General features: G+C 71.3%; 23 protein-coding genes and 1 tRNA gene. 16 read left to right on the forward strand and 8 right to left on the reverse strand.

Translation table 11 applies throughout. From position 1 onward, the window contains the following. Positions 1 to 3: 3 nt before the first annotated feature. Positions 4 to 1089, reverse strand: coding sequence for an ABC transporter permease (locus ADK64_RS25660; RefSeq protein WP_053662361.1), 1086 nt, complete (start codon positions 1087 to 1089; stop codon positions 4 to 6). Further along, the gene (locus ADK64_RS25665) at positions 1089 to 2108 is read right to left on the reverse strand and encodes a sugar ABC transporter substrate-binding protein (protein ID WP_053662363.1); all 1020 of its coding nucleotides are present in this window, start codon (positions 2106 to 2108) and stop codon (positions 1089 to 1091) included. Before ADK64_RS25665 ends, ADK64_RS25660 begins: the two co-directional genes overlap by 1 nt. Before the next feature lie 174 nt (positions 2109 to 2282). Here ADK64_RS25665 and ADK64_RS25670 point away from each other — a divergent pair, with 174 nt between their 5' ends. From ADK64_RS25670 to ADK64_RS25695, 6 genes are all read left to right on the forward strand, one after another. Beyond that, a complete protein-coding gene (locus ADK64_RS25670; RefSeq protein WP_053662365.1) occupies positions 2283 to 3074 on the forward strand; it encodes a GntR family transcriptional regulator in 792 nt (263 codons plus the stop codon). Between the two features lie 297 nt (positions 3075 to 3371). Then, complete coding sequence (locus tag ADK64_RS25675; RefSeq protein WP_053662367.1) at positions 3372 to 4685, forward strand: ABC transporter substrate-binding protein; 1314 nt, start codon at positions 3372 to 3374, stop codon at positions 4683 to 4685. A gap of 20 nt (positions 4686 to 4705) precedes the next feature. Continuing rightward, positions 4706 to 5686, forward strand: coding sequence for a carbohydrate ABC transporter permease (locus ADK64_RS25680; RefSeq protein WP_053662796.1), 981 nt, complete (start codon positions 4706 to 4708; stop codon positions 5684 to 5686). Further along, positions 5683 to 6570 (forward strand): carbohydrate ABC transporter permease, encoded by an 888-nt coding sequence (locus ADK64_RS25685; RefSeq protein WP_053662369.1) that lies wholly within the window; start codon positions 5683 to 5685, stop codon positions 6568 to 6570. The genes ADK64_RS25680 and ADK64_RS25685 overlap by 4 nt, the downstream gene beginning before the upstream one ends. Positions 6571 to 7382: 812 nt before the next feature. After that, the gene (locus ADK64_RS25690) at positions 7383 to 8660 is read left to right on the forward strand and encodes a GAF domain-containing SpoIIE family protein phosphatase (protein ID WP_324614438.1); all 1278 of its coding nucleotides are present in this window, start codon (positions 7383 to 7385) and stop codon (positions 8658 to 8660) included. A 144-nt stretch (positions 8661 to 8804) separates the two neighbouring features. Continuing rightward, positions 8805 to 9848, forward strand: coding sequence for an MASE1 domain-containing protein (locus ADK64_RS25695; RefSeq protein WP_053662373.1), 1044 nt, complete (start codon positions 8805 to 8807; stop codon positions 9846 to 9848). 27 nt (positions 9849 to 9875) lie between these two features. On the opposite strand, the gene ADK64_RS25700 is transcribed toward ADK64_RS25695, so the two are convergent. Continuing rightward, a tRNA-Pro gene (locus ADK64_RS25700) sits at positions 9876 to 9952 on the reverse strand. Positions 9953 to 10060: 108 nt separating this feature from the next. Here ADK64_RS25700 and ADK64_RS25705 point away from each other — a divergent pair. The 3 genes from ADK64_RS25705 to ADK64_RS25715 all read left to right on the forward strand — a co-directional run bounded on the left by ADK64_RS25705 (position 10061) and on the right by ADK64_RS25715 (position 13579). Continuing rightward, a complete protein-coding gene (locus ADK64_RS25705) occupies positions 10061 to 10576 on the forward strand; it encodes a DUF309 domain-containing protein (protein ID WP_053662376.1) in 516 nt (171 codons plus the stop codon). 73 nt (positions 10577 to 10649) lie between these two features. Next, positions 10650 to 11435: a precorrin-6A synthase (deacetylating) gene (gene cobF, locus ADK64_RS25710; protein ID WP_053662377.1), complete on the forward strand. Its 786-nt coding sequence runs from the start codon at positions 10650 to 10652 to the stop codon at positions 11433 to 11435. 59 nt (positions 11436 to 11494) lie between these two features. Beyond that, entirely contained in the window at positions 11495 to 13579 is a 2085-nt protein-coding gene (locus tag ADK64_RS25715; RefSeq protein ID WP_053662379.1) for an MDR family MFS transporter, read from the forward strand. Positions 13580 to 13614: 35 nt separating this feature from the next. Here the strand turns inward: ADK64_RS25715 and ADK64_RS25720 are convergent, their stop codons facing one another. Then, positions 13615 to 14361, reverse strand: coding sequence for a cobalt-precorrin-6A reductase (locus ADK64_RS25720; protein WP_053662381.1), 747 nt, complete (start codon positions 14359 to 14361; stop codon positions 13615 to 13617). A 62-nt stretch (positions 14362 to 14423) separates the two neighbouring features. Here ADK64_RS25720 and ADK64_RS25725 point away from each other — a divergent pair, with 62 nt between their 5' ends. Further along, the gene (locus ADK64_RS25725) at positions 14424 to 15209 is read left to right on the forward strand and encodes a TIGR01458 family HAD-type hydrolase (RefSeq protein ID WP_053662383.1); all 786 of its coding nucleotides are present in this window, start codon (positions 14424 to 14426) and stop codon (positions 15207 to 15209) included. Here the strand turns inward: ADK64_RS25725 and ADK64_RS25730 are convergent. From ADK64_RS25730 to ADK64_RS25740, 3 genes are all read right to left on the reverse strand, one after another. Further along, positions 15198 to 15980, reverse strand: a complete 783-nt coding sequence (locus tag ADK64_RS25730) for a sulfite exporter TauE/SafE family protein (RefSeq protein ID WP_053662384.1) — start codon at positions 15978 to 15980, stop codon at positions 15198 to 15200. The two genes, ADK64_RS25725 and ADK64_RS25730, sit on opposite strands and share 12 nt — an antisense overlap. Positions 15981 to 16052: 72 nt before the next feature. Then, entirely contained in the window at positions 16053 to 17582 is a 1530-nt protein-coding gene (locus ADK64_RS25735) for a long-chain-fatty-acid--CoA ligase (protein WP_053662385.1), read from the reverse strand. 73 nt (positions 17583 to 17655) lie between these two features. Continuing rightward, positions 17656 to 18843 (reverse strand): thiolase family protein, encoded by a 1188-nt coding sequence (locus tag ADK64_RS25740; RefSeq protein WP_053662388.1) that lies wholly within the window; start codon positions 18841 to 18843, stop codon positions 17656 to 17658. A 161-nt stretch (positions 18844 to 19004) separates the two neighbouring features. Between ADK64_RS25740 and ADK64_RS25745 the strand changes: the two genes are divergently transcribed. Together ADK64_RS25745 and ADK64_RS25750 are read left to right on the forward strand one after the other, a co-directional pair. Beyond that, entirely contained in the window at positions 19005 to 19814 is an 810-nt protein-coding gene (locus tag ADK64_RS25745) for an alpha/beta hydrolase (protein ID WP_053662390.1), read from the forward strand. 120 nt (positions 19815 to 19934) lie between these two features. Further along, the gene (locus tag ADK64_RS25750; RefSeq protein WP_053662798.1) at positions 19935 to 20732 is read left to right on the forward strand and encodes an SAM-dependent methyltransferase; all 798 of its coding nucleotides are present in this window, start codon (positions 19935 to 19937) and stop codon (positions 20730 to 20732) included. A 44-nt stretch (positions 20733 to 20776) separates the two neighbouring features. Here the strand turns inward: ADK64_RS25750 and ADK64_RS25755 are convergent, their stop codons facing one another. Next, on the reverse strand, positions 20777 to 21631 hold the full coding sequence (locus tag ADK64_RS25755; protein WP_053662392.1) for a Cof-type HAD-IIB family hydrolase: 855 nt from the start codon (positions 21629 to 21631) through the stop codon (positions 20777 to 20779). A gap of 161 nt (positions 21632 to 21792) precedes the next feature. Between ADK64_RS25755 and ADK64_RS25760 the strand changes: the two genes are divergently transcribed. Genes ADK64_RS25760 through ADK64_RS25775 form a run of 4 tightly spaced genes read left to right on the forward strand, consistent with a single transcriptional unit; the run spans position 21793 to position 25784 of the window. Then, on the forward strand, positions 21793 to 22602 hold the full coding sequence (locus tag ADK64_RS25760) for an SAM-dependent methyltransferase (RefSeq protein ID WP_053662394.1): 810 nt from the start codon (positions 21793 to 21795) through the stop codon (positions 22600 to 22602). 44 nt (positions 22603 to 22646) lie between these two features. Next, a complete protein-coding gene (locus tag ADK64_RS25765; RefSeq protein WP_053662396.1) occupies positions 22647 to 24050 on the forward strand; it encodes a glutamine synthetase family protein in 1404 nt (467 codons plus the stop codon). Positions 24051 to 24052: 2 nt separating this feature from the next. Continuing rightward, positions 24053 to 25240 (forward strand): amidohydrolase family protein, encoded by a 1188-nt coding sequence (locus tag ADK64_RS25770; RefSeq protein ID WP_053662398.1) that lies wholly within the window; start codon positions 24053 to 24055, stop codon positions 25238 to 25240. A 16-nt stretch (positions 25241 to 25256) separates the two neighbouring features. Continuing rightward, a complete protein-coding gene (locus tag ADK64_RS25775; protein WP_053662400.1) occupies positions 25257 to 25784 on the forward strand; it encodes an NUDIX hydrolase family protein in 528 nt (175 codons plus the stop codon). Positions 25785 to 25834 lie beyond the last annotated feature (50 nt).

Raw genomic sequence — 25834 nt, forward strand, 5'->3', positions numbered from 1 at the left:
CGGTTACCTCCGGGTCGCCGTGCGCTGGACCCACAGATTGATCAGGACGGCGCCGAGGAGCATCACGCCGAGGAAGGCCTTGAACCAGTCGGGGTTCCAGCCGGCGTAGACGATGCCCTGCTGCACCATGCCGAACATGAACGCGCCGAAGACCGGGCCGATCGCGGAGCCGTAGCCGCCGGTGAGCAGGCAGCCGCCGATGACGGCCGCGGCGATGTAGATCAGCTCCTGGCCGACGCCCTCGCCGGACTGGACGGTGTTGAAGGAGAACAGCTGGTGCATGCCGATGAACCAGGCGCCGAAGCCGACCAGCATGAACAGCGTGATCTTGGTGAACTTCACGGGGACACCGACGGCGCGCGCGGACTCCTTGTTGCCGCCGACGGCGAAGATCCAGTTGCCGTACTTGGTGCGCAGCAGCACCCAGGTGGCCAGGGCCGCGAAGACCAGCCACCAGACCACGGTGATCTTCACCTGCACCCCGCCGACGTCGAAGGACGAGGCGAAGATCTTCTTCGCCTGGCTGAAGCCGTCCATGTCGCTGATGTCGTCGGTGGCGACGTTTCCGGTGACCAGCTTGGTCACGGCGAGGTTCACGCCTTGCAGGATCAGGAAGGTGCCGAGGGTGACCAGGAAGCTGGGCAGTCCCGTCTTGACCACCATCCAGCCGTTGAAGGCGCCGATCCCGAGGGAGACGGCGAGCCCGACGATCACGCCGGTCCACACGTTGAGGGTCAGCTGGTAGCTGAGCATGCTCGCGGTGAGCGCCGAGGAGATGACCGCGACGCCGGAGGACAGGTCGAACTCGCCGCCGATCATCAGCAGGGCCACCGGGAGGGCCATGATGCCGATGGTCGAGGACTGGTAGAGGATCGTGGCCATCGAGCTGCCCTGGCGGACCGCGGGCGCGGCGATCAGGAAGAAGACCAGTACGGCGGCGGCGCCGAGGAAGACGCCGACCTCGGGCCGGGCCAGCAGCCGCAGCGCCAGGGGGCGCCGGGCGGTGCGGCCGTCGGTCTGCTTGTGCCCGGGACCGGATGCCGGCGGTGTCGTCCCCACGGCCGGCTCGGCGTGCTGGGCCATGCTCATCACCGGGTCCCCTTCGCGGCGTATTCGGCGACCTTGTCGACGTTGGACTTGTCGACGAAGGCCGGGCCGGTGAGCACCGGCTCCACCCCGCCGCCGCTGTAGTTGCCGTTGTTCTTGTAGAGCCACAGTCCGTCGACCGCCAGATAGCCCTGGAGGTAGGGCTGCTGGTCGACGGCGAACTCGATGCTGCCGTTCTGCACCCCCTTGACCAGGTCCCTGTTCAGGTCGAAGGTGGCCACCTTGGCCTTGCTGCCTGCGTCGCCCACCGACTGCACGGCGGTGAGGGCGAAGGGTGCGCCGAGGGTGACGACGGTGTCGACGGAGCTGTCCTGCTTCAGCTTCGCCGTGATCGTCGACCGGACGGACGGCATGTCGGTGCCGTTCACATACAGGGTCTCAGTGCTGCCCTTGAACGTCTTCTGCACACCGTCGCAGCGCTGGGTCAGCCCCACGTTGCCCTGCTCCTGGATCACGCACACGATCTTCTTGGCGCCGGTCGTGTTCAGCTTGTTGCCGAGCGCCTCGCCCGCCACGCTCTCGTCCTGCCCGAAGAACTCCAGCAGACCGAGCTTCTTCCAGTCGCTGAGTCCCGAGTTCAGGCCCACGACCGGGATGCCCGCCTGCTGTGCCTTGCCGATGACGTTCTTCATCGCGTCCGGCTTGGCCAGGGTGACGGCGATGCCGTCCACCTTCTGGTCGATCGCGTTCTGCACCAGGTTCGCCTGGTTGCCGGCGTTGGGGTCGGCGGAGTAGATCAGCTTGACGTTGTCCTTGGCCGCGGCGGCCTCGGCACCCTTGCGGACGGTGTCCCAGAAGGTGTCGCCGGGCGCCTGGTGCGTGACCAGTGCGACGGTCATGCGCGGGGTGTTGGCCTTGCCCACCGAAGCGTTCTGTGCGGCCTCCTCGGCCTTCTTGCCGCCGTGGGCGCTTGCGCAGCCGGCGAGGGTGAGGGCTGCCGCGGCGGCCAGCGCCACGGCGGGGGCCAGTCTGCGGGAGCGGGAGGGGGAAGAGCGGTCCATCTTTCCTGCACCTCACTGTGCGACGGGGGAAAGCACGCTGTTGCGTTGGGACGCGATCCAAGTCTCTGGCAGGCTCGCTGTCAATACTTTGTTAAGACATCATTTCACACGCAGGTCCGAATGTAAGTACAAATCATTGACATCGGGACCTCCACGGGCCTACACCTGACAGGCATGAGCCCAGTACACCGCACACGGCAGCGAACGGCACCGGGTGATCGCGCGCTCGACCCGCTCACCTTCGCGCTGGACCGCACGAGTCCGGTGCCGCTGTACTACCAGCTCGCCCGGCAGCTGGAGGCCGCCATCGAGACGGGGGCGCTGGCCCCGGGCAATCTGCTGGGCAACGAGGTGGACCTGTCCGTACGGCTCGGCCTGTCCCGTCCCACCGTCCGCCAGGCGATCCAGTCCCTGGTCGACAAGGGCCTGCTGGTGCGCCGCCGCGGGGTGGGCACGCAGGTCGTCCACAGCCAGGTCAAGCGGCCCCTCGAACTCAGCAGCCTCTACGACGACCTGGAGTCGGCCGGACAGGGCCCGACCACCCGGGTGCTGCGCAACGAACGGATCCCGGCGACCGCCGACGTCGCCGCGGCCCTCGGTCTCGCGGAGGGCACCGAGGTCACCGTGCTGGAGCGGCTGCGCTCGACCCACGGCCAGCCGGTGGCGTTCCTGTGCAACTACCTGCCGACCGCACTCCTCGAACTCCCCACGGAGCGACTGGAGTCGACGGGCCTGTACCGGATGATGCGGTCCGCCGGGATCGCCCTGCACAGCGCCCGCCAGTCCGTCGGCGCCCGCAGCGCGACCGCCGAGGAGGCCGCCCTGCTGGACGAGAAGGAGGGTGCGGCCCTGCTCACCATGCGGCGCACCGCCTACGACGACACGGGCCGGCCGGTGGAGTACGGCAGCCATGTCTACCGGGCGTCGCGCTACGCCTTCGACTTCCAGCTGCTGGTCAGGTCCTGAAGACTCCTCGGTGCTGGTCAGGCCCGAAGCGGAATCACTCGTGTTCACACAGCCCGCGCGGCCGCGGTTGCCGCGCGGGCCGTTTTGCCCGTACCGCGCCAACACCGCAGGTAACGATGACGATTACGTTTCGGGCAAGAGACTCCCCAGTGCGAGCCGACCTATTGACGCATGAGCGGACATGGGGGTGTTATGACGCCCACGATGTTCGGTCGAGTTGGTTTCTGAGCGGTTTCGACAACCTTTCGGTGATCAACTCACCCCCTTGACCGAGCCCTGTATTCCTCAGGAGCCGCCATGCGCCTCTCCCCCTCCGGTGTTCACGTCCCGGGTCCCAGCCGTCGTTCGCTGCTGCGTGGAGCGGGCGGTGCCGCCCTGCTCACCGGTGCCGGCATACCCTTGCTGTCCGCCTGCGGAGGCAGCGGTTCCTCCTCCGACCCGAAGACCGTCACGCTCGGCTCCAACGCCTCGGACGCGGTGCCGAAGAAGGCGTTCGAGAGTGTCTACGCGGACTTCAAGAAGCAGTCCGGCCTCACGGTCAGGGTGAACACCAAGGACCACAACACCTTCCAGGAACAGATCAACTCGTATCTGCAGGGCACTCCGGACGATGTGTTCAACTGGTTCGCCGGCTACCGCATGCAGTTCTTCGCGGCGAAGAAGCTGGCCATGCCGATCGACGACGTGTGGCAGAAGATCGGGGACAATTTCCCCGACGCGATGAAGAAGCTCAGCAAGGGCGAGGACGGCAAGTACTATTTCGTGCCGCTGACGACGTACCCCTGGGCGGTCTTCTACCGCAAGAGCGTCTTCCAGCAGCACGGTTACAAGATTCCGGCCACCTGGGACGAACTCGTCGCCCTGTGCAAGCAGATGCAGAAGGACGGCCTGGTCCCGCTCGCCTTCGGCGACAAGGACGCCTGGCCGGCGATGGGCACCTTCGACCAGATCAACTTCCGGCTCAACGGCTACGACTTCCACGTCCAGTTGATGGCCGGCAAGGCCTCCTGGACCGACGCCAAGGTGAAGGCCGTCTTCGACCACTGGGCCGAGTTGCTCCCCTACCACCAGGACGGCTTCATGGGCCGCACCTGGGAGGACGCCGCACAGTCGCTGGTTTCGAAGAAGGCCGGCATGTACCTCCTCGGCTCCTTTGTGGCCCAGCAGTTCACCAACAAGGCCGACCTGGACGACCTCGACTTCTTCCCCTTCCCGGAGATCAACTCCGCGTACGGCCAGGACACGGTCGAGGCGCCGACCGACGGCTTCATGGTCAGCAAGGCCCCGAAGAACCACGCCGGTGTCCTCAAGCTGCTGGAGTACCTGGGCGCTCCGGCGGCCGAGGAGCTGTACCTCAAGACCGACTCGAGCGTGGTCGCCGCCTCCAGCAAGGCCAGCACCTCCGCGTACTCGGCGCTGCAGAAGAAGGCGTTCGACATGATCGGCAGCGCCAAGAGCCTCACCCAGTTCATGGACCGCGACTCCCGGCCCGACTTCACCTCCACGGTGATGCAGCCGGGACTGCAGAAGTTCCTCCAGAACCCCAAGGGCGTGGACAGCCTGCTGTCGTCCATCGAGCGCCAGAAGAAGACCATCTTCGCGTCCGAGTGAGCGACCCGATGACGACCGACATGACGTCCGACACGACGACGAAGACCCCGGAGGCGGCAGCCGCGCCGCCGCCGGGGCCCACGCCTGCGAAGAGGCGGGCCACGCAGAGCCACCGGCGCCTGCTGACCCGCCGTGACCGGATCACGCTCGCCCTGATGGCGGGCGTGCCGACGATCCTGCACGTGGCCCTGGTGTGGGTCACGGCCATCGCCTCGATCTTCCTCGCCTTCACCACCTGGGACGGCATCGGGTTCGACTCGATCAAGTGGGTGGGGCTGGACAACTTCAGACAACTCTTCAACGACAACCCGCAGTTCTGGCCGGCCGTCCAGCACAACGTCATCTGGTTCGTCGTACTGATCCTGATCCCGACACCGTTCGGCCTGTTCCTGGCCGTCCAGCTGGACAAGCGGATCCGCTTCAGCCGGGTCTACCAGACCGCGTTCTTCCTGCCCGTCGTCATCTCGATGGCGTGCATCGGCTTCGTCTGGCAGCTGGTCTACAACCCGGACACGGGCCTGATCAACAGCATCATCGGCGCCAACAAACCCGGCCACTACATCGACTGGATCGGCGACCCGCATCTGAATCTGTGGGCGGTCCTCATCGCCGCGTCCTGGCGGCACGCCGGCTACATGATGATCCTGTACCTGGCCGGCCTGAAGAGCGTCGACCCGTCACTGCGCGAGGCCGCCGCGCTGGACGGCGCGAACGAGTGGCAGACGTTCAAGAACGTCATCTTCCCGACCCTGCGCCCGACCAACACGGTCGTCCTGGTCGTCACCATCATCGAGGCCCTGCGCGCCTTCGATCTGGTCTTCGTCTTCAACAAGGGCGCCCAGGGCACGGAGTTGCTGTCGATCCTGGTCACCAACAACATCATCGGCGAGTCCAGCCGCATCGGCTACGGCTCCGCGATCGCCGTGGTCCTGCTGGTGATCTCCCTAGCGGTGATCATCCCGTATCTGATCGCCACCTTCCGCAAGGAGCGCCGCGCATGAGCTCCACCAGTCTCCCGCTGAAGCGGCGCGCCCCGATCCGCCCGGCCCGCGTCCTGCTGCACGTCTTCCTCGCTGGTACGGCGCTGGCGTGGCTGGCCCCGCTGCTGTGGGCGGTCTTCTCCGCGCTGCGGCCGTACAGCGAGACCAGCGCCAGGGGTTACGTCTCCTGGCCGCACACGCTGAACTTCGACAACTTCAAGAACGCGTTCCAGCAGTCGGACATGCTGCACTACTTCGGCAACACGCTGATCATCGCGGTACCGGCCGTGCTGCTGACCCTGTTCCTGTCCTCCTGCGTGGCGTTCTACGTCGCCCGCTTCGACTTCCGTCTCAACCTGGCCCTGCTGTTGGTCTTCACGGCCGGAAACCTCCTGCCCCAACAGGTCATCATCACCCCGCTGTACCGGCTCTACCTGCTGACGGACCTGCCGGGCATCACGGCGAGCGGCAAGCTGTACGACTCCGCGCTCGGCCTGGTCCTCATCCACGTGGCGTTCCAGTCCGGGTTCTGCGCGTTCGTGCTGAGCAACTACATGCGCTCGCTGCCACACGAGTTGACCGAGGCCGCGCTGGTCGACGGCGCCTCGGTGTGGCGGCTGTACTGGCAGATCACGCTGCCCCTGTGCAAGCCGGCGATGGCAGCGCTGGCGACCCTGCTGTCCATCTGGATCTACAACGACTTCTTCTGGGCCCTGGTCCTGATCTCGACCGGCGAGAACATGCCGATCACCTCGGCCCTGAACAACCTCTCCGGCCAGTACTTCACCGATCCCAACCTGGTCGCCGCCGGCGCCCTGCTCACCGCGATCCCGACCCTGGTCGTGTACTTCGTGCTCCAGCGCCAGTTCGTCAGCGGTCTGACGCTGGGGTCCAACAAGGGCTGAGCACCTGCGCCAGGTGGTCCGCGAAGGTGACCAGCCGGCCGGGCCCGACCCCGCACGCGTCCGAGCCCCGCCTGGCCTCGGCGAAGACGCCTCGGCCAGGCCGCGCTCCCCCAATCGACGGTGCGCCGCGCGAACGCCTCCGCCACCTCGGTCGCGTCAGGGTTCCCTTCGCGCGGCCCCCCGGCGGCCCCGCGTCCGGCGGGCCCCACGGGCCGTGGCCCCGCTCCGGGACCCGGACCACGGCGGCTGCCGGACGGCCAGCGCGGCCTGGTGAGTCCGAGGAGGCGGGTGCGGAGGGCCGCGCCCCCGGAGGTCGGCCCGGTGGTGACCCGGTGGTGGCCCGGAGGTGACCCGGTTCGGTTCGGTCGACGCAGTGGCGGGTCGACCGAGTGGCGGACGGTGGGGCGGGGGGTGTGCGGCCGACTGGCACAGGTCTCGGCAGGGGTGCGGCGGTCGTCGGGCGTGACCTCGTACGTGCTGTCGGGTTCTCCCGACAGCACCCTTGACCTGCGGCGCCGGGCGGTCGCCCAGCCGGGGCCCTGATCGTCCGGGCGCGCAGCGCCCGCCGCGGCGTGCGCGCCGGTGCCACAATCGGAGACAACGCAGCGATGGCCGTCCGCCCTGAGGTGATCAGGGTCGTGGAAGGAGGCTGGGATGCAGCGCTCGGGTCAGGGACCGTGCGAGGGGATCCGCCGTGAGCGGCGAGCGGTCCCGACGACGGCCGGGACCGGGCACCAGGCGACCGGGTGCCGGTGATGTCCGGACAGGGACAGGCGAGACGACCGAGGCAGCCGCACCTACCCGACCTGCATGTGCGCCTGCGTTCCGAGCTGGGCCGGATCGACGAGCAACTGCGCGCCCTGCTGTCCTCCATGGACCGGCTCCAGGGGCTGCTGGACGCGGTCGTGGCCATCAGCCGTGAGGTGGAACTGCCTGAGGTACTGCACCGCATCGTGACCACCGCGATGGACCTGGTGGGCGCCCGCTACGGGGCTCTGGGCGTACTCGACGACTCCGGGGAGCGCCTGGAGCAGTTCATCTCGGCCGGTCTGTCCGAGCGGGAACGCACGGCCCTGGCCCAGACCGGCCTGCCGCGCGGCCTGGGCGTCCTCGGCCACCTGATCCGCTACCCCGAGCCCCTGCGGATCGACGACATCCCGGCCCATCCGTCCTCCACCGGGTTCCCGCCCGGCCACCCACGCATGCGCACGCTGCTCGGCGTCGCCATCAGCGTGCGCGGCGAGATCTACGGTGACCTCTACCTCTCCGAACGGCTGGACGGAGAGCCCTTCGACCTGCACGACGAGAACGTCGTCGTCGCCCTGGCCGGCGCGGCCGGCATCGCGATCGAAAACGTCCGCCTGTTCGAGCGAATCCGGGTCGGCGCCGAGCAGTTCCAGCGGCTGCTGCTGCCCACACTGCCCGACCTGCGGCCCTTCACCGCCGCCGCCGTCTATCGGCCCGCTGCCGAGCCCAGTCAGCTCGGCGGGGACTGGTACGACGCCGTCCTGCTGTCCGACAACGTCGTGGCGGTCGTCATCGGTGACGTGGCCGGCCACGATCTGCAGGCCGCAGCCGCCATGGCCTCCACCCGCAACATGCTGCGTGCACTGCTGTTCGACCGGCGCGATCCGCCCGGCGCGATCCTCGCCCGGCTCGACCGGGTCCTGGAGGCCATCACGAACAATCCCGTCACGACCACCACCCTGGCCCGCATCGAACCGGAGGGCTCGGGTTGGCGACTCCGCTGGAGCGCCGCGGGCCACGTCCCTCCCCTACTGCTCACCCGCGAGCGCCACGTGGCCTATCTGCTCGCCGAGCAGGGACTGCCGCTCGGCGTCGACATCGAGCAGCCCCGCCCGGACCACTCGTGTCTGCTGCCCCCGGGCGCCACCGTGGTCTTCTTCACCGACGGACTGGTCGAGCACGCTGCCCGCTCCATCGACGAGGGCCTGGACGCACTCGCGGGTCTCGCCGTGGAACACGCCGCCCTGCCCCTGCCCGCCTTCGTCCAGACCCTGGCCGACCACCACCCCAGCGACGGTCACGACGACATCGCCATACTCGCCCTGCGCACGCCGCCCGCCTGACCCCGGCTCTCCGGCTCCTCGCGGACGAGGCCCGCCGGCGCCCTCTCGTGGGGTGCCGGCCCCGCCGGTCGGCGATGCCGTGGAGGATCCGGGCGATCCGGCGGATGATGGGCTCCGGGGTGACGTAGCCCCGGAGGTTGCCCGATGGCTGTACCGCGACGGGTACGACTCGGTCGCGGTGGTGCGGACGTCCTGGAGATCTGTGCCATCGCCGCGCTGTACTACGGCTCGGCCAGGGTGGGACTGCTCCAGCAACTGGTGCGCGGTCAGGTCACCCCGCTCTGGCCGCCGAGCGGTATAGCGGTGGCAGGTCTGCTCCTGCGCGGCCCGAGGGTCTGGCCCGCAATCGCACTCGGCGCGTTCCTGGTCAACGTCTCGCTGGGGCCGTCGCTGCCGGCCGTGTTCGCGATCACTGCGGGAAACACCCTGGCGCCCGTCTGCTCCTACGCGCTGCTGCACCACACGGGATTCCGGAACGAACTGGACCGGTTGCGGGACGCACTCTCCCTGATCTTTCTCGGTGCGTTCACCGGGATGCTGATCAGCGCGACGACGGGCACCGGAACCCTGGTCCTCGCCGGTGTCCTGAGCACCGAGGGCTTCTGGCCGACGTGGTCGGTCTGGTGGACCGGCGACGCGATGGGCGTTCTCGTGGTCGCGCCGGTCCTGCTCGTCGCCTGGTCGGCGCGCTGGCCGAAGGGCGCGTCGCCGCTGCGCTGGGCGGAGGGAGTGCTGCTCGCGGCAGCCATCGTCGGCGTCGGTGTCGTCGAGACCGGTCGCACGCCCCTCATGTTCCTCGGCTTCCCGCTGCTGATCTGGGCGGCCTTCCGCTTCCGGCTGGGCGGCGCCGCGCCCTGCGCACTGGCCGTGTCCACCTTCGCGATCATCGCGGCCGCGCGGGGATCAGGTCCCTTCGCCGGTCATGACCTGCTCACCAACATGATCACTCTCCAGGCCTTCAACGGCTCTGCCTCGCTGACCGCGCTGCTGGTCGCGACAGTCATCAGTGAGCGCGACCAGACCCAGCGGGAGATCGCACGGGCCTGTGGGCAGCTCGCCGCGATGGTGGCCAAGATCGCCACCGGCGACCGCCACCCGGTGCTCCCCGGCCCCGAGCCCGACGGGGACCGCGGAGACTACGGGCAGGACGCACCCCCGGACACGAAAAGGTCGCCTCCTCATCCCTGAGAAGACGACCTCCGACCGGCAGAAAGCTGGTCGGGACGACAGGATTTGAACCTGCGACCCCTTGACCCCCAGTCAAGTGCGCTACCAAGCTGCGCCACGTCCCGATGCGCTCGCTCGCGGTGCCCCGCGTGATCGCGCGAACAGAACTTTACCCCACGTCCGGGGGTGCGCCGAAGAGGGCCTGACCGGAGCAGTGGACAATCGGCCGTGTGATGAACGCGGACGCATCGGATGCCAGGGACCGGGACGCGGACGGGCGGGCGCGCAGCGCGCGGCCCCGGGACGGGCTCGGGCGGCCGCTGCCGTACGGCAATGAGGGCGTCCCCCGCCAGCCGGAGGGCGTCGTACGGGCGCCCGACGAGACGGTCACCGAGGCGCAGGCGCTGCTGGACGCGGGCAAGCCCTTCCACGCGCACGAGGTCTTCGAGGACGCCTGGAAGGCAGGGCCGCAGGACGAGCGGGCGATGTGGCGGGGGCTGGCCCAGCTGGCGGTCGGGCTCACCCACGCGGCCCGTGGCAACGCCGTCGGCGGGGCGCGCCTGCTGCGGCGGGGCGCGGGGGCGGTCGAGGCGTGGGAGAAGGGGCGCGGGGAGGACCGGCCGTACGGGCTGGATCTCGCCGGGCTCGCCCGGTGGGCGCGGGAGCTGGCGGAGCGGGTGGAGCGTGGGGCCGGGCCGGTGGATCCGGTGGCCGAGGCGCCGCGGCTCGGGTGGGGTGAGATCCGCTGACCGGGCAGGCCCTGATGACCGTGCGTACGGAGGCGGTGGACGCGTTGTCAGTGGCATACGGCAGACTCGGGGCGTGCGAAAGATTCATGTCATCGGTATCGGCGCGGGCGACCCCGACCAGCTGACCCTGCAGGCCGTCAGGGCGCTGCGGAGCACGGACGTGTTCTTCCTGCTCGACAAGGGCGAGGTGAAGAGCGATCTCACCCAGCTCCGCCGGGACATGCTCGACACGCATCTGCCCGAGGGGTCGTACCGGGTGGTCCAGGCCCGTGACCCGGAGCGGGACAGGAGAGCGGGCGGGTCGGCGTACTCGCCGGCGGTGGAGGACTGGCGCAGTGCCCGCGCGGGGATCTACGCGCGGCTGATCGCCGAGGAGCTGGACGAGGACGGCACCGGCGCCTTCCTGGTGTGGGGCGACCCGGCGTTGTACGACAGCACGCTCGGGATTCTCCAGGAGGTGCTGGAGCGGGGCACGGTCGCGTTCGAGTACGACGTCGTGCCCGGGATCAGCAGTGTCTCCGCGCTCGTCGCCCGGCATCGCACGGGCCTGAACCGGGTGGCGCGCCCGGTGCAGATCACCACCGGGCGGCGGCTGGCCGAGGGCTTCCCGGAGGGGGTGGACGACGTGGTGGTGATGCTGGACGCGCATCAGACCTTCAGGCAGTACGCCGGGGAGGACATGGACATCTACTGGGGGGCGTACATAGGCACGCCGGACGAGATCCTCGTCTCCGGGCCGATCGCCGAGGCCGGCCCGCGTATCGAGCGGGTGCGGGCCGAGGCGCGCGAGCGCAAGGGGTGGATCATGGACACGTATCTGCTGCGCAGAAACCCCGAGCAGAACCCCGGCCAGAGCTGACGGCACCCGGGCGGACGGCCCCGCATGCGTGGCTAGCCCACCCGTGTGATCGTGACCTCGTGACCGTGACCGAGGAACCCGCGCCGCCCGCCGCAGCACAGCCTCCGGTGCTGGACGCCCGCCGGCGCAACGTCGTCTTCGTGACGATCGTGCTGGGCATACTGCTCGCGGCCCTGGACCAGACGATCGTCGGCACGGCGTTGCCGACGATCGTGTCGGACCTGGGCGGCGCGGCGCACATGTCGTGGGTGGTCACCTCGTATCTCCTCGCGGAGACCGTCGCGACCGTGCTGGTCGGCAAGTTCGGTGACCTGTTCGGCCGCAAGGTGGTCTTCCAGGTCTCGGCGATCGTCTTCATCACCGGCTCGTTCCTGTGCGGCCTCGCCACGAACATGACGCTGCTGATCGCCTGGCGGGCGGTGCAGGGGATCGGCGCGGGCGGGCTGATGGTCACGGCGATGGCGCTGATCGCGGACGTCATCCCGCTGCGCGAGCGCGGCAAGTACCAGGGTGCGATCGGCGCGGTGTTCGGGGTGGCGACGGTCATCGGGCCACTGCTGGGCGGGGTGTTCACCGACCACGCGTCCTGGCGCTGGGCGTTCTACGTCAACGTCCCCATCGCGATCGTCGTGGTGGCCGCCGCCGCGCGCACGATCCCGGTGGTGAAGTCGGCGACCCGGCCGGTCATCGACTATCTGGGCATCGCGCTGGTCGCGATCGGCGCGAGCGCGCTGATCCTGGCGACGAGCTGGGGCGGCAACGAGTACGCGTGGGGCTCGGGCACCATCATCGGCCTGTTCGCGGGCGGCGCGGTGGCGCTCGCCCTGTTCTGTCGGGTGGAGACCCGGGCCCGCGAACCGATGCTGCCCATGCGCCTGTTCGGCAACCCGGTGTTCACGGTCTGCTCGGTGCTCAGCTTCATCGTCGGCTTCGCGATGCTCGGCGCGATGACGTATCTGCCGAGCTATCTGCAGTACGTGGACGGCGACTCGGCGACGATCTCCGGGGTGCGGACGCTGCCGATGGTGATCGGCCTGCTGATCGCGTCGGTCTTCAGCGGCAACGTGGTCAGCAAGACCGGGCAGTACCGCCTCTTCCCCATCGTGGGCTCGCTGGTGATGGGCGTCGGGCTGTATCTGATGTCGCTGATGGGCCCGGGGACCGGGGTCGTGCTGGAGTCCCTGTACATGTTCGTGCTGGGTGTCGGCATCGGCCTGTCCATGCAGGTGCTGACCATCGCCGTGCAGAACACCGTGGACTACGCCGACCTCGGCACCGCGACCTCCGGCGTGACCTTCTTCCGTACGCTGGGCAGTTCGTTCGGCACGGCCGTGTTCGGCACGATCTACACGAACACACTCGCCCCGAGGCTCAAGGACGGTATCGGCGCGGCGGTGAAGGCGGCGGGGGGAGCCGTGGATCCGGCGGCGGTGAGCCGGGCGGCGACCAGTCCCGTGGGCCTGCACAGCCTGCCCTCCCCCGTCGCCGCCCCGATCATCGAGGCGTACGCCGACACGATCCAGACCGTGTTCCTGTGGACGGTGCCGGTCGCTGCCCTCGGTTTCGTGGTCGCCCTGTTCCTCAAGCAGGTGCAGCTGCGCGACAGCGCGCGTCTGGGCTCCACCGACATGGGCGAGGGCTTCGCCTCACCGCACGGACCGGACTCGCAGCGGGTGCTGGAGGCCTCCGTCGCGAAGATCCTCGGCACTACGGACCTGGAGACCGGACGCCGGATCATCAGGGAGTCCGACTCGCGGCTCGATGTGGCCGGGGCCTGGGCGGTGATGCAGGTGGAGATGCTGAGCCGGCTGGTGGGGCACGCGAGCCTCGGCCTGATCGCGGGGCGACGGCATCTGCCGCCGGAGGTGCTGCTGCCGGTCTTCGACCGGATGGTGGACGAGGGCTATCTGACCCGGCACGGCTCCCTTCTCTCCCACACCGACGCGGGCCGCCGCGAGGCCGACGTGATCGGCCGGGCCTGGGGCGCCTGGCTGGCGGACCGGGTCCAGCGGGACCTCGGCCACCCGCCCGGCGCGGACCTGCGCGCGGCCGTCGACACGATCGCCAAGCGCCTGCTGGTGGAGGACCTGTCCGACGGCCTGCCCGACCGGGCCGCCGTGGCACCGGAGCCGAGTACGGCGTAGGAGCACCGGGTGAGCCGACGCATGCGCGCCGGTCCTCACACGGCGCTGAGGCCGAGCCGCTCCAGTACGCCCGCCACGTCGGGAACCGCCGTCACGTCTGGCGGGAGCGGAGGGCGGCGTACGACGACGACGGGCAGCCCGAGTTCCCGCGCGGCGGTCAGTTTCGCGGCCGTGGCCTCGCCGCCGCTGTCCTTGGTCACCAGCACCTCGACGCCGTGGCTGCGCAGCAGTTCCGTCTCGGCAGCGACGCTGAACGGGCCGCGCGCGAGGACCAGTTCGGTGTGCGGGGGCAGCGGGGGCGCGGGCGGGTCGACCGAGCGGACGACGAAGTGCAGGTCCGCCAGGTGGGCGAAGGCTGCGAGGCCCAGACGTCCGGTGCTGAGGAACACCCGGCGCCCGAGACCGGGCAGTGCCTCGGCGGCTTCGGACAGGGACGGGACGTCGTACCAGCGGTCGCCGGGGACCGGTCGCCAGCCGGGGCGGCGCAGGACGATCGCGGGCACCCCGGTGGCCGCCGCCGCGCGGGCCGCGTTGGCCGTGATGGCCTCGGCGAAGGGGTGGGTGGCGTCGACCAGGGCGGCCACGTGATGGGTGCGCAGCCAGTCGGCGAGGCCCTGGGCGCCGCCGAAGCCGCCGGTGCGCAGCTCGCCGGCCACCGCTTCGGGCCGGGCGACCCGGCCGGCCAGGGACGTGGTGACCCGGACGCCGGGGCGTGCGGCGAGGTCGGCGGCGAGGCGGCGGGCCTCGGTGGTGCCGCCGAGGATCAGGACGTGCGCGGGCATAGGGGTGAGCGTACGAGGTCGTACGGGCCGATCCGGTGCCCGGGTGGCTACGGTCTGACGTCATGGAATCCGTGCGTGCCGTCCTGGTCGACATCGACGGTGTCCTCACCGTCTCCTGGCAGCCGCTGCCGGGTGCGGTGGAGGCGCTGCGGGCCGTCCGGGACGCGGGGTTGGGGGTGGTCCTGGTGACCAACACCACCTCCCGGTCGCGGGCCTCGCTCGCCGGTTCGCTCGCGGAGAGGGGGTTCCCGGTGACGGCCGAGGACGTCCTGACGGCTCCCGCGGCCGCCGCCGTCCAGCTTGCCGGGGCCCGTGTCGCGCTGTTGAACAGCGGGGACATCAGGGCGGACCTGGAGGGGATCACCCTGGTCGGCGACTCCGGCTCCGACGACGACGTGCCGGACGTCGTCCTGCTCGGCGGCGCCGGGCCGGAGTTCGGTTACGAGGCGCTCAATCGGGCCTTCGGCCGGCTCCAGCGGGGCGCGCGGCTGGTCGCCATGCACCGGAACCTGTACTGGCGCACGGACGAGGGACTCCAGCTGGACGCGGGGGCGTTCCTGGCGGGCCTGGAGGCGGCCGCGGGGGTCGAGGCGGAGGTCACCGGGAAGCCGTCGAGGGCGTTCTTCGAGGCGGCCCTCGGACGGCTCGGGGTGAGCGCGGAGCAGGCGTTGATGATCGGGGACGACGTCGAGTACGACGTCCTGGCCGCGCAGCGGCTCGGCATCACCGGGGTGTTGGTGCGGACGGGCAAGTTCCTGCCGCAGACCCTGGAGCGGGCGAGCGGGCGCCCGGACCATGTGCTGGACTCCTTCGCCGACCTCCCGGCGCTGCTGGGGCTAGCGCAGTAGCAGCTGCACTCCGCCCACGATCGTCGCCGCGATCACAAGTTGTTCGAAGAGTCGCTGGTTGATCCTGTTCACAGCCCATCTGCCGAACAACGCACCGGGCACGACGAACACCGCGAGCGCGGCGTCGAGGAGCAGCGAGTTCCCGTCGATCAGGCCGAGGCCCACGCTGAACGGCACCTTGGACACGTTCACGATCAGGAAGAAGAACGCCGACGTGCCGAGGAAACCCAGCTTCCGGAAGCCGGCGGACAGCAGATACATCGACATCACCGGGCCGCCCGCGTTGGCGACCATCGTCGTGAACCCGCCGAGCACGCCGTACGAGCGCGCCTTCGTCCGGCCCGTCCGGCTCGCCACCGCGTCCGGCTCGTCCTGCCCGCCCGTGCGCTCCGCCCGGCGCCGCCGCCACAGGGTGACGCCGGCCATCAGCAGCAGGATCGCGCCTATCGAGGTCCGTACGACCCCGTCGTCGGCCCACACCAGGAACAGCGTGCCGAGCACGACCCCGGCCGCGACGGCGGGGAACAGCCGCCACAGGGTGGGCCAGTGGGCGTGCCGCCGGTAGGTGAGGACGGCGAGGACGTCGCCGGCGATCAGGACGGGCAGCAGCACGCCGGTGGAGGCGCGGGCGGGCAGGACCGCCGCGAAGATCGCGAGGCTGACCGTGTTGGCCCCGCTCACCGCGGTCTTGGAGAAGCCGACGAGCAGGGCCGCGAAGGCGAGCGCGGCGAACTCCCAGCCGGATATGTGCCAGAGCGTCATCGTGTTCATGCGGAGACCGATGCTATGTCCGGACAACCCTTCGGCGTAAGGACCGTCTCGCCAGGTGACCCCTGCCGCCCGCTATGCCTGGTCCGCCCGCTTCTCCGTGTACCGGGCCCGGAGTTCCCGCTTCAGCACCTTCATGCTGGGGCCCAGCGGCAGCGCGTCCGTGAACTCCACGCGGCGCGGGTACTTGTGCCGGCCCAGGTACTCCTTGGACCACTCGGTGAGCGCGGCGGCGTCGGGAACGCCGCCCGGCTTCGGTACGACGACGGCGCACACCTCCTCGCCGTGGAGTTCGTCGGACAGGCCGATGACGGCGACCTGGGCGATGCCGGGGTGGCGCATCAGGACCTCCTCGACCTCCCTCGGGTACACGTTGTAGCCGCCGCGGATGATGACGTCCTTCTTGCGGTCGACGATCCTGAGGAAGCCCTCGTCGTCCTTGGTGCCGAGGTCGCCGGTGCGGAACCAGCCGTCGACGACCGCCTCGGCGGTGGCCTCGGGCCGGCCGAGGTAGCCGGAGAAGACGTTGTGGCCGCGGATGACGACCTCGCCCAGCTCGCCGGCCGGCAGCAGCTCGATGCGGTCCTCCGTCTCGGCGCGGGCGATCTCCACGTCGACGCCCCACAGCGGATGGCCGATGGTGCCGGCCTTCGTGCCGAACAGGGGCTGGTTGACGGTGGCGGTCGGTGAGGTCTCCGACAGCCCGTAGCCCTCGTAGATCTTCGCGCCGAACGCCTCCTCGAAGCGCTCCAGTACGGCGACGGGCAGGGAGGCCCCGCCGGAGATGCAGATCCGCAGCCCGGGCAGCCGCTCCGCCTGTGCCGCGGCCGCCGTGAGGGCGACGTACATGGTCGGCACCCCGTGGAAGGTGTTCACGCCCTCCTCGACCATCAGCTCGATGGCGCGCGCGGCGTCGAAGCGGGGCAGCAGGACGAGCGTGGCGCCCGCCCGCCAGGTGGAGTTGAGCGAGACGGTCTGCCCGAAGGCGTGGAAGAGGGGCAGCGCACCGAGGGCGACGTCGTCGGCGCGGATGTCGTTGGCGTCGAAGGCGTTGACGGTCGCGTTCATCACGATGTTGAAGTGACTGAGGACCGCGCCCTTCGGGACGCCGGTGGTGCCGCTCGTGTAGAAGATCACCGCCGGGTCGTCGGCGGCGCGGGTGACGTACGACGGCAGCGGCTCGGCGTCCGCCGCGAGCTTGTCGAACTCCTCGCCCAGGGTGACGACCCGGACCCCCAGGGCCTCGGCGGCGGCCCGCCCGGTCTCGGCCTGCGCCGGGTGGACGAGCAGCAGGGCCGCCCCGCTGTCCCGCAGCACGTGCTCGACCTCGCCGGCCGACAGCAGCAGATGCACCGGGACGACGACCCCGCCGGCCGCGGTGACGGCGAAGTAGGCGACCGGGAACTCGGCGGTGTTGGGGGCCATGAGGGCGACCCGGTCCCCCGGCCGTACGCCGAGGGCGCCGGTGAGCGCGCCCGCCCGGGCGAGGGACCGCCGCCACACCTCGGCGAAGGTGAGCCGCAGTTCGCCTTCGACGAGGGCGGTCTTCCCGGGGCGGCGCCGGGCGTTCTCGGCGAGGATCGTGGCGACGGACAGGGTTGCCATGGAGTGGTGCTCCGTTTCCTTGCTGCGGCTCTACTACCGAATTCCCTTGCGGGGAACCGTCACTGATGATGCGTCAGTTGCGCTCCACCAGTACGGCGCTGCCCTGCCCCACTCCCACGCACATCGTCGCGAGCCCGCGCCCCGCTCCCGTGCGCCGCATCCGGTGCAGCAGGGTGGTCAGGATGCGGGCGCCGGAGCAGCCGAGCGGATGGCCGAGGGCGATGGCGCCGCCGGTCGGGTTGACCAGGCCGGGGTCGATGCCCAGCTGGTCGACGCAGGCGAGTGCCTGCGCGGCGAACGCCTCGTTGAACTCGGCCTCCTGGAGGTCGGCCACGTCCCAGCCGGCCCGGGCCAGCGCCTTGCGGGTGGCGGGGACCGGGCCGATGCCCATGACGTCGGGGTGGACCCCGGCGGAGGCGCCCGCGACATAGCGGCCGAGGGACTCCAGGCCCAGTTCGTTCAGGGCCTCCTCGCTGACCAGGAGCAGCCCGGCCGCGCCGTCGTTCATCGGCGAGGCGTTGCCCGCGGTGACCGTCCCGCCGGCGCGGAAGACCGGCTTGAGGCGGGCGAGCTTCTCCAGCGAGGTGTCCTCGCGGACGCACTCGTCCTGCGTGACCGTGACGCCGTCCGGGCGCTCCACGGGCAGGAGTTCGGCGTCGAAGTGGCCGTTCTTGCGGGCCTCGGCGGCGAGTCGGTGACTGCGCAGCGCGAACTCGTCCTGTCGCGCACGGGAGATGCCGTGGCGCTCGGCGACCTCCTCGGCGGTCTCGCCCATGGACAGCAGGCCGTGCAGGTCCTTCATCGCCGGGTTCACCAGGCGCCAGCCGAGGCGGGTGTCGTGGGTCTCGATGCGCTGCAGCAGGGCCTCGTCGGGGCGGGGCAGCACGAAGGGAGCGCGGCTCATCGATTCCGAGCCGCCCGCGACCACGATGTCGGCCTCGCCGGCGGCGATGGTGCGGGCCGCGGTGGTGACCGCTTCCAGCCCGGAGGCGCACAGCCGGTTGACGGTGGCGCCGGGCACGGACTCGGGCAGGCCGGCGAGCAGGGCGGCCATGCGGGCGACGTTGCGGTTGTCCTCGCCGGCCTGGTTGGCCGCGCCCCAGTAGACGTCGTCGATCCGGGCCGGGTCGAGCGCGGGCACGCCGGCCACCAGGTGACGGATCACCGTGGCGGCCAGGTCGTCGGGCCGGACGCCGGACAGGGCGCCGCGCAGTTTGCCGATGGGGGTGCGGCGGGCGGCCGCGAAGTGGACGGGACGCACGGCTTCGACTCCTGACCTACGACTGACCCACGACACTGTCGATCAGCGGACCGCTCGGGATACTGGACACTTAATTAGCACTGCTAGTTTTGGACTATAGACCGCCGACCGGCCCGCTGGGAAGATCCTCCCGGACCTTCACCGAGTCCTCCGGAGGAGACATGCCCCACGTCCGCGCCCACACCATCGACGGCACGCACGGCTCCGTCGCCGTACGCGAGTGGCCGCACCCGGCGCCCCGCTACCTGGCCCTGGTGGTGCACGGGTACGGCGAGCACGCGGGCCGGTACGACGGACTCGCGGCGGTACTGACCGGGCACGGGGCCGCCGTGTACGGGCCGGATCACGTCGGCCACGGCAGGTCGGCCGGGGAACGCGTGGTGATCGAGGACTTCGAGGACGTGGTCACCGACGTGCACGCCGTGGCGGACCTCGCCCGGGCCGCGCACCCCGGCCTGCCGCTCGTCCTGGTCGGCCACTCCATGGGCGGTCTGATCGCGGCCCGCTACGCCCAGCGCCACGGCACCGAGCTGAGCGCGCTCGTCCTGTCCGGGCCGGTGATCGGCACCTGGGAGCTGCCGGGTCGGCTGCTGGCCCTGCCCGAGATCCCGGACACCCCGGTCAGCCCGGCCGCCCTCTCCCGGGACCCGGCCGTGGGCGCCGCCTACGCCGCCGATCCGCTGGTGTGGCACGGACCGATGAAACGGCCGACGCTCGAGGCGTTCACCCGGATGCTGGAGACCGTCGCCAGGAGCGGTGACGTCGGCCCGCTGCCGCTGCTGTGGCTGCACGGCGACGACGACCGGCTGGTGCCGCTGTCCGGCAGCCGGACCGGGGTGGAGCGGCTGAGCGGCGGCCGGCCGACCGAGCGGATCTTCCCCGGGGCGCGGCACGAGGTGTTCCACGAGACGGACAAGGAGGAGGCCTTCGCCGAGCTGCTCCGCTTCCTGGACCGGACACTGCCCGGCTGACCGGCAACGGCCAACCAGCCTTTTCGGCAAGCGCGTTGGAGCTGCGGCGTGATCGTGTCAGACTGCTGCCCGCACGTCCGGCGTGACGGCCGGGCCGCCGGCCGGACGGAGGACCAGCACGTGACGGGGACCGATCGCACCGCAGCGCCCATCGACACCACCCGGCCGCATCCGGCCCGGGTGTACGACTGGTTCCTTGGCGGCAAGGACAACTACCCCGTCGACGAGGAGCTGGGCCGACGGATCATGGCGATCGACGAGGGCGCCGTCCGGGCCGCGCGCGCCAACCGGGCGTTCATGGAGCGGGCCACGCGTACCCTGGCCGAGGACGGCGTCCACCAGTTCCTGGACATCGGCACCGGCATACCGACCGAGCCCCATCTGCACCGGATCGCGCAGTCGGTGACCCCGGACGCCCGGGTGGTGTACGTCGACAACGACCCGATCGTCCTGGCGCACGCGAGCGCGCTGCTGCGGGGCACCCCGGAGGGCGTCACGGAGTACGTCCAGGCCGACGCCCGCGATCCGCGCACCATTCTCGAACAGGCCGCCCGCGTGCTGGACTTCGGCCGCCCGGTGGCCCTGTCCCTGATCGCGCTGCTGCACTTCGTCGCCGACGAGGACGGCGCCCACGAGGTGGTCGCGACCCTGGTCGACGCGCTGGCGCCGGGCAGCGGCCTGGTGCTGTCGACGATGACGGCCGACTTCGAACCGGAGAACGTCGAGAAGGGCATCGCCGCCTACACGGCGGGCGGGGTGACCCTGGTGGCCCGCTCCCGCGACGAGGTGGCCGCCTTCTTCGAGGGACTCGACCTGCTGGAGCCGGGCATCGTGTCGGTCGCCGACTGGCGCAGCGAGGGCACGCCGGACGGCCGGGGGCCGGTCTCGCTGTACGGCGGGGTCGGCCGCAGGCCCTGACCGACGGTACGCGTGCGTGCGCCGCGCGCCGGGTCGGCAGGCCGTTACAGGCCGAGCACGTGCGCGATGGTGCGCAGGACGCCGTTGTCGTTGTTGGACGGCGCCAGGTGGCGGGCCCGGCGCACGACCTCCGGGTGGGCGCCCGCCATGGCGAAGGACCACTCGGCCGCGTCGAGCATCTCCAGGTCGTTGAGGTAGTCGCCGAAGACCATGGTCTGGGCGGGCGTGACGCCGAGCGCGCGCTGGAGGCCCCGCAGGGCGGTGCCCTTGTTGGCGGTGCGGTTCATGACGTCGACCCAGTGCTCGCCGGAGACGACGACCTGGTGGGTGTCCGCGAACTCCGCGAGCGCCGGGGCGGTGGAGTGCTCGGCGGAGCCGAAGTCGAACAGCGCGACCTTGATCACGTCGTCGTCGACGGCGGTGACGTCCTCGACGATCCGGTGCTCGACGTAGTACTTGCGCACCTCCGCCAGGAACGCCTCGTCGGTCCGCTCGACGTACGCCGACCGCTTGCCGCACACCACGGCCCCGACGTCCGCGCCGTCCGTGACCAGCCGTCGTACCGTCCGCGCGAGGCCGGCGGCCACGGACGCGTCGAGGGTGTCGGAGCTCAGCTCCACGCCGTCGCGGACCACGTACGTGCCGTTCTCCGCGATGAACACCATGCCCTCGGCGACCTCGGCGAACTGCCGGGCCAGCGTGGCGTACTGGCGGCCGCTGGCCGGGCTGAACAGCACACCGCGGCGGCGCAGTTCGGCGAGCATCGGCCACAGGCCCCCGGGTATCCGCTTGGCGTCGTCCAGCAGCGTGCCGTCCATGTCGGTGACGATCAGCCGGATGTCCGCGGGGCCCGTGGGCAGGTCCGGGGTGTCGAGCAGGGGCGTGGGCGTGGCGGGCATGTGCTGCTTCCGTCCGGGGGCGGCGTACCGGTCCAGTGTTCCTCATCCGCCGCACCCTCCCGGAGCCGCCCCGAACCGCCCGAGGTGCGCGTTTCCCGGGACAGAGCGATCAACGGGCGGCACAATGACGGCGGGACACCGCGTGCGAGAAGGGCGGCGACGTGACCGAGGGCTCCCCGACGGCCGGGCCGGCGAGGCTGAACACCACCGTGGCGCACAACGCCCGGGTGTGGAACTACTGGATCGGCGGCAAGGACAACTACGAGGTCGACCAGCGGGTCGGTGAGCACGTCGCCGGGATGTTCCCGGTGATCCGCGAGGTGGCCCGCGCGGACCGGGACTTCCTGACGCGCGCGGTGCGGTTCCTGGCCGCCGAGCGCGGGATCCGGCAGTTCCTGGACATCGGCACGGGTCTGCCGACCGTGGACAACACCCACGAGATCGCCCAGCGCATCGCGCCCGAGTCCCGGATCGTGTACGTCGACAACGACCCGATCGTGCTCGTGCACGCCCGCTCGCTGCTCACCAGCTCGCCGCAGGGCGTCACGGACTACGTCGACGCCGATGTGCGCGACCCGGACGCGATCGTGCAGCGCGCCGCCGAGACCCTGGACCTGACCCGGCCGGTCGCACTGATGATGCTGGGCATCCTGAACTTCGTCCTGGACACCGGCGAGGCCCGGGACATCGTGCGGCGGCTCGTGGGGGCCCTGCCCCCGGGCAGCCACCTGGTCCTGACCCACCCGACCCACGACGGTGACGTGGGCGGCGAGGGCAACGCCGCGGCGATGGCGTTCTGGAACGCCAACGCCACCCCGCCGATCACCGCCCGCAGCCGCGCCGAGATCGCCGCGTTCCTCGACGGTCTGGAACCGGTCGAGCCGGGCCTCGTGCCCTGCTCGCAGTGGCGCGCCGATCCGGCGTCCGCGGCGCCGGTACCGCAGTTCGGCGCGGTGGCCGTGAAACCCTGACCGGACCGAGGCCAGCACCGCGCGGACCGCGCCGAGGAGGACGTATGACCACCCTTGCCGACCCCGTGCCCGGCGGGCGCCCCGAGGATCTGCGCCGGGTCGCCGCGCTCACCTCCGAACTGGCCGCGCGGGGCGTGCGCGGGATCGTGCTCGCGTACGTGGACACCGCGGGTGTCTGCCGGGTGAAGACCGTCCCGACCGCGCGGCTGGCATCGGCCGTGTCGTGGGGCGTCGGCATGTCCCCGGTGTTCGACACCTTCCTCGCGAACGACTCGATCGTCACCACCGACGTGCTCGGCTCCCCGGACGGCGACCTGAGGCTCTACCCGGACCTCGATCAGCTGGTGGAACTGGCCGGGCAGCCCGGCTGGGCGTGGGCGCCGGTGGACCGGGTCACCCAGGACGGCGACCGGCACCCCGGCTGTGCCCGAACCTTTCTGCGCCGGACCGTGGCCGACGCGGCCGAGCGGCACGGTCTGGTCGTCAAGGCGGCGATCGAGGTCGAGTGGTCGGTCGGGCTCGACTCGGCGCCCGTCGGGGAGTTCGTCCCGGCGGTCTCCGGTCCGGCGTACGGCGCGATCCGGCAGGTCGGGCTGAGCGACTACACCGCCGACCTGCTGGCCGCGTTCGCCGCGCAGGACGTGCCCGTCGACCAGCTCCATCCCGAGTACGCTCCCGGGCAGTTCGAGATCTCGGTGGGCGCGCTGGACCCGGTGGGCGCGGCCGACCGCAGCGTGCTGGTGCGGCAGACGATCCGGGCGGTCGCGCAGCGGCACGGTCTGCGCGTCTCGTTCTCGCCCGCGGTGTCCGCCGACGGCGTCGGCAACGGCGGCCATCTGCATCTGTCCTGCTGGCGCGCCGGGGTGAACCTGCACGCCGGCGGCGAGGGCCGGTACGGCATGACGCCCGAAGCGGAGTCGTTCACGGCCGGGGTGCTCGCCCGGCTGCCCGCGCTGACGGCGCTCACCGCCCCGAGCCCGGCCAGCTGTCTGCGGCTCAGACCCTCGCAGTGGGCGGGGGCGTTCACGGCCTGGGGCCGGGAGACCCGGGAGGCGGCGCTGCGGGTGATCACCGGTACGGCGGGCCGCCGGGAACAGGACGCCAACCTGGAGGTCAAACCGGTCGACCTGGCCGCCAACCCCTATCTCGCGCTCGGCGGCGTCATCGCCGCGGGCCTCGACGGTCTCGTATCGGCCCGCCCCCTCCCGCGGGAGATCACCGGAGACCCGGCCCGGTACGACAGCGAACGGGCGGCGGCCCTCGGCGTACGGCGGCTGCCACGCTCACTGCCCGAGGCCGTCGAGGCGTTCCGCTCGGACGAGGTGCTGCGGGCCGCACTGGGCCCGGTCCTCGCGGACGCGGTGAGCGCCGTACGGCTGGGCGAGGCAGCGGCCGTCGAGAACCTGGACGACACACAGGTGGCGGCCGCCTACCGCTGGGTGTACTGACCATGGCCGCCGCACCGGGACCGGTCCAGGAGGCCCTCGCCGCGCTGCCGCTGGTGGACCACCACTGCCACGGCGCCGTGACGGCCGACCTCGCGCCCGCCGAGTTCGCCCCGCTCCTGACCGAGGGCGCGGCCTGGCCCGGTGTCTCGCCCTTCGACACGCCCGTCGGCGTGGCCGTACGCCGGCACTGCGCGCCCCTGCTGGACCTCCCCCGGCACGCGCCGCCGGACGCCTACACGGCCCGCCGCACCGAGCTGGGCTGGCAGGAGGTCAACCGCCGCTTCCTGACCGCCGCCGGAGCCGGGGCGTTCCTCGTGGACACCGGCTACACCGCGCACCCCCTCACCTCCCCCGCCGAGCTGGCGGCGGCCTCCGGTGCCCTGGCCCGCGAGGTGGTACGCCTGGAGCAGGTGGCCGAGGAGGTGGCCGCGCGGGGCGTCGAGCCGGACGCGTACGCGCAGGCGTTCCGCGGGGCCGCCGAGGAGGCCGTACGCCGGCCGGGCGTGGTGGCGGTGAAGTCCGTCGCCGCCTACCGCACGGGCTTCGCCCTGGACCCGGCCCGCCCGTCCGACGCCGAGGTGACACGGGCGGCCCGGCACTGGCTCGCGGCCGGGGGCCGCCTGACCGACCCGGTCCTCGTACGGCATCTGCTGTGGACCGCCGCGGACCTCGGCCTGCCGCTCCAGCTGCACACCGGCTTCGGGGACGCCGACCTGCGGCTGCACCGCGCCGACCCGGCCCTGCTGACCGACTGGCTGCGCCTGACCTCCGGCACGGTCCCCGTCCTGTTGCTGCACTGCTGGCCCTACCATCGTCAAGCCGCCTATCTGGCAGCGGTGTTCGAGCAGGTGTACCTGGATGTCGGCCTGGCCCTGCACCACACCGGCCCGGCCCGCTGCCGGGCGGTGCTGGAGGAGGCCCTGGAGATCACCCCGTTCCGGAAACTGCTGTACAGCTCCGACGCCTACGGCGTGGCCGAATTCCACCACCTGGGCGCCCTGTGCTTCCGGCAGGGCCTCGCCGAACTACTCCAAGACCGCGTCGAATCGGACGAGTTGAGCCTGCCCGACGCCCTGCGCATCGCCGCCTGGACGGGCCGCGACAACGCCCGCCGCCTCTACGGACTCCCCGGACCACCCGTATCCGAACCGGCCCGCGACCCCAGCGGGCGCCCCACCCGGAAAGTATGATCAAGCAATGTCAGACATGACCGAAACCGCGCCCGGCTGGCTCACCTCGGACGAACTGGAACTGGCCAGGGCCCACATGCCGATCCTGTACGTCGAGGCCGTGCCCGTACGCGTGGACGACAGCGGCGAAGTCACCAGCATCGGACTGCTGCTGCGCATCGGCCCGGACGGGACGGTCAGCCGGACCCTGGTCTCCGGCCGCGTCCTGCACCACGAGCGGGTCCGCGACGCCCTGCTGCGCCATCTGGAGAAGGACCTCGGCCCGGTCGCGCTCCCCCGTATCCCCGCCTCGCTCCAGCCCTTCACGGTCGCGGAGTACTTCCCGACGGCGGGCATCACGCCCTACCACGACCCGCGTCAGCACGCGGTCTCCCTCGCCTACGTCGTACCGGTCACCGGCGACTGCCGCCCCCGGCAGGACGCGCTGGACCTCGTCTGGTTCAGCCCGCAGGAGGCCGCCTCCCCGGCCGTGCAGAGCGAGATGCCGGGCGGGCACGGGGCCCTGCTGAAGCAGGCACTCGCGCACGTGGGTGTGACGTACTGACACCGGCGACCGCCGAACCGGCCTGTCTATCAGGCCCGTCCGGCCGCTGA

It is taken from the genome of Streptomyces sp. MMG1121, assembly GCF_001280015.1.
Taxonomy (GTDB): domain Bacteria; phylum Actinomycetota; class Actinomycetes; order Streptomycetales; family Streptomycetaceae; genus Streptomyces.